Origin of the sequence: Thermogutta sp. (genome assembly GCF_014359955.1) — a bacterium.
Taxonomy (GTDB): Bacteria; Planctomycetota; Planctomycetia; order Pirellulales; family Thermoguttaceae; genus Thermogutta.
Window position 1 is genome coordinate 1 of record NZ_JACIYL010000412.1, and the last position, 3,944, is coordinate 3,944.

General features: G+C 60.0%; 4 protein-coding genes and 1 pseudogene. 2 read left to right on the forward strand and 3 right to left on the reverse strand.

All coding sequences use genetic code 11. The features are described 5' to 3' along the window. Window positions 1-807, forward strand: a pseudogene (locus tag H5U08_RS12230) (hypothetical protein); the annotation flags it as partial. Between the two features lie 57 nt (window positions 808-864). Next, complete coding sequence (locus H5U08_RS12235) at window positions 865-2,094, forward strand: hypothetical protein (RefSeq protein WP_297033411.1); 1,230 nt, start codon at window positions 865-867, stop codon at window positions 2,092-2,094. On the opposite strand, the gene H5U08_RS12240 is transcribed toward H5U08_RS12235, so the two are convergent. From H5U08_RS12240 to H5U08_RS12250, 3 genes are all read right to left on the reverse strand, one after another. Beyond that, window positions 1,976-2,785: a BON domain-containing protein gene (locus tag H5U08_RS12240; protein ID WP_297033414.1), complete on the reverse strand. Its 810-nt coding sequence runs from the start codon at window positions 2,783-2,785 to the stop codon at window positions 1,976-1,978. The genes H5U08_RS12235 and H5U08_RS12240 overlap by 119 nt on opposite strands. 311 nt (window positions 2,786-3,096) lie before the next feature. After that, complete coding sequence (gene tsaE / locus H5U08_RS12245; protein WP_297033416.1) at window positions 3,097-3,603, reverse strand: tRNA (adenosine(37)-N6)-threonylcarbamoyltransferase complex ATPase subunit type 1 TsaE; 507 nt, start codon at window positions 3,601-3,603, stop codon at window positions 3,097-3,099. A gap of 87 nt (window positions 3,604-3,690) precedes the next feature. Further along, on the reverse strand, window positions 3,691-3,944 hold a 254-nt coding region (locus H5U08_RS12250), incomplete at its 5' end, for a hypothetical protein (protein ID WP_297033418.1).

Consider the following 3,944-nt stretch of genomic DNA (forward strand, 5'->3'; position numbering starts at 1 on the left):
CAGGTGAACAGCGTGAGTTTCACCAACACAGGTCTGATCCTCCTGGTGCGTCCGCGGATCAGTCCCGATGGTCAGGTGGTGATGGAAATCAACGCGGAAAAATCCGATGTCGGGCCGGAGTCCGAGGGGATTCCCATTTCGGTGTCCGCTTCCGGTCAGGTCATTCGCTCACCGCGAATCAACACGACCCGTGCCCAGACCACCGTCAGCGCTGCCGATGGTCAGACGATCATCCTGGCCGGGTTGATCACCAAGAGCCGGTCGGTGACTAACCGAAGGATTCCCGGACTGAGCGATATCCCCATCCTGCGGCATTTCTTCCGCTACGACATTGACGAGTCGTCGCGGTCCGAGTTGCTCATCATTCTCACTCCGCACGTGGTTCGCTCGGAGGAGGACATTGAGCGTGTGAAACAGATCGAGGCCGCCCGAATGCATTGGTGTCTGGCGGATGTGGTGGCGCTCCACGACGGCATGGCCCCGCCAGCCACGGGCAACGTCGAACAGGGCCCCATGCCCACACCCGCAACCCCCGGCACGGAAGGGCGGGAGGTGATTCCCACTCCTATGCCTTCGGGGACGCAGCCTGCTCAACCGATGAACGACACTCAAAGCCAGTTCGGACCGTCGCCCATCCTGGGAGCGCCCGTTGCGACGCCTGGCTACGGGACGCCGACCGATCAGGTGGGTGTCACCCACGTCTCTGACAGCGTCCCGGCGGATCCTTCCAACCCGTTTCGACAGGAAACCGCTGCCCCGCACAATGTGCCAGGGGCACGCCCCCTGGGATCAACGCCGGGAAGATGAGGCGACTCATCCAGGAACGGCCAAATGACGGAAATCGGGATACGGAGATCGACACATATGCGGTGGAACTGGCAAGGAAGCAAAACCCCAACTCCGGAAAGGACCCTCGGCGAAAAACCGAGTGCGCAAACCAGCAACTTACTGCATTGGATTTGCATCCTCACGGTGCTTCCCGCCTTGGCGGTGGGATGCGCCCGGTTCGACCTGCGGCGGAACATCCCCTGGCAAGAGGTTTCCGATAAGCCGGTGCAATCCGTTGTGGTGTTCTGGACGGAAGCCCTCATCGAACGCCGTTCCGCCCCGCCTTACCGCGGATTCGGCGGTCGGGTTTATTTCTACCCGGCCGACATGAGTCGCCCCATGAAGGTCCGGGGAACCCTCGTTGTCTATGCCTTTGATGATAATTTACCACCTCCCGAGAACCTGAAACCCGTGAGAAAGTTCGTCTTCACCAACGAGCAACTGGAAAAGGTTTATGCGGAGTCCAAGCTCGGACCGTCCTACAACATCCTGATCCCCTGGGATGAATTTTCGCCCAAAGCCCAGCGAATCAGCCTCATCGCCCGGTTTATTCCGGAAAATGGTCCCTCCGTGGTCAGCGAACAGGCGCGGGTTTTCCTTCCCGGTCTGGATTCCTCGTTCCTCGCTGGGCAATCAGGCCAGAACGGAACATCGCCGCAGCCCACCGCCCAACCCAGGGCCGTTCAGGACCGCGCAGTGGTTCCAACTTCTGCGGCGCAAAGTGGGACAGGCGGGCAGGCCGGGGTGATCCAGGCCGGTGGAACCGCGCCCCCCGGAGAGAGCCGTACTGCGCCCACGTCGGAGAGTGCCGTACCTGAACGGAATCAGTCCGACAACAGTGCGGCACCCCGACGACGAATGCAGACGCTGACGCTGAGCCTTTCGCGGCATGGGCCGATTGGCCCAGTCAGTTCCAGCGTCTCGGGGAACGAGGGGCCTGGGGCGTTTCCATCGGGCCAGGCATCGTCCACCTTCGAGACCTCTGCTCCCGCCAATTCCCAGCCCGCAGCGGCGGATAGTAACCAGGTGGGAAAAGCAAGCGACGCGGCGGTCTCCACGCAGACGGAACAGCAATTTCACCGCTGGTCGCCACCGGGAAGCCCCTTAACTTACTCCCCACCGGAGGCTCCCGTCAGTCCGGGGACCCTCATTGGCCGGTTGGGGCAGCAACCACCAGTTCGTTCTGAACTTTATCGATTCCCGGCTCCAGCAACAGCAACCGTTCCAGCACAAGCCGATCATTCGCCGAAGGAACCGTCCCCTTGAGGATCGCCGTCCGGCCTTCGACGGCCACCTGAACGCTGGGCGGCATGCCGTTGGCCGATCGCTGGCTGGTGACCCGCGAGACCAGGGCGGTCAACTCCTGCGATACGACTTGCGCTGGCGGTTGGGGGGCACTAAATCCCACTCGGAGTGCCGACGGGATAACGTCCTGTTGTGTGCGACCCCGCCCGAACGATCTGATACGTGACGAGCTGCGGGAGCCGAGCATGGATCGACTCGAACCCAGGAGGCTCCGGCCACCGAGAAGCGAAGTTCCCAACGTGCTCCGCCCCAGCGTGGAGAGAGAACCGCGACTGGTCAAGCCGGAACTGACCCCGGAACGGCTCGTTCCAGTGCCCTGCATACTCAGCGGATTAAACGCCTCCGAGGCCTCCGCCCCGACGAAGGAATTCGAGCTTCCAAAGAGTTGCTGCGCCATATTGACGGCCTGAATATTCATAAATTGGCCGCTCGTGATAGGGATGGAGGACGTTGTTCCTAATCCCGTGCCGGACCGACTGCTCCCAGAAATCCGCGTGCTGGTACCCGGCGTGAGACTGCTTCCTAAGGTTTGCGAGGTGCCAAAGAGGCTGGTCCCCGTCGTCTGTGCGAAAGTCCTCGGCAATTCGCCCAAAACGCCGAGAATCATGCCAAAGGCCACAGCAGCCACGGAAAACAGTTGAGAGCGATTCATAATCATGACTCCCTCAGCCCACCACGTGGGAGTTCAGCGTGAGCTTTCTAATGTCGATCTCATTGTATCGCGTACCCTTCAAGGACGCGTATCCCCAACAGGGGGAGCGTCGGCTGATGACTTTCTCCCGTTGAACGGGCCGCCCCGGGCACAGCGCCGACTTGCTAACTTATCGTCGAGCAAAGCCAAACGCGTTGGAGGAACTCCCATAAGATTAAACAACCGGTAAGTCCCACGGGACCGGCCCAGGATCGCGCAACCCATTGCGGGTCCCGGTCGCCGTTATGAGTTGGATCTTAACAATAATGGTTTTACCCAGACGGGTGATGCCAAACTGACATCATTTTCTCCGCCACCTGACGGTAATGTTCGCCGGAAGGTCTCAAAATGACGCGCCGGGTGGAGGAATCGACGATGCTCAGTTCAATATCCAGCCGATCGGGGGGAAGGACGTCAGCTACCCTGTCCGCCCATTCCACCACGCAGATGCCTGGTCTCTGGAAATACTCGTCCACACCCAGTTCGAGGAATTCCTCGCTGTCCTTGAGGCGATAGACATCAAAATGGAAAACCGGTATCCGTCCGGGGTATTCGTGAATAAGGACAAACGTGGGACTGATGACGGCGGCTTCGGCCACTCCGCAGCCGCGCGCAAGCCCCTGGACCAGTCTCGTCTTGCCCGACCCTAGGGTCCCTATTAGTCCCACCAGCGACGGGGGAGAAAGGAGCCCCGCCAGAATCTCGCCCATTTTCCGAGTTGTTTCCTCACTGGTCGAAAGGAGGAGATACTCTCCTGTGCTGACGGGATAATCTGCCATCTGCTCTGCACGTAAGATCATCAATGGCCCAAAGAAACCATTTACCGGAGCTGCGATTAATTCCACAGGTGTGACCGCACCCCTCAATCAGGTGAGTAAGTGCTCGTAGCCTTTTGGCTGGAGAGCTGTGCGTTTCTTTCCTTTCTCCAACCACAGCCCTTTCTCCGGGACAAACTCGCCAATATCCGTGAGTTTGACAGAGAGGGGCTGATCCTTGAGCATGCGTTGCGCCTCCGCCGGAGGGACAGCCAGGATGAGCTCGAAGTCCTCTCCGTCATACAGGGCGCGATCGAGCGGTTTCTGCTTGCTTTTCTCCTGTTTGACGATGCGATGGGCGGCCT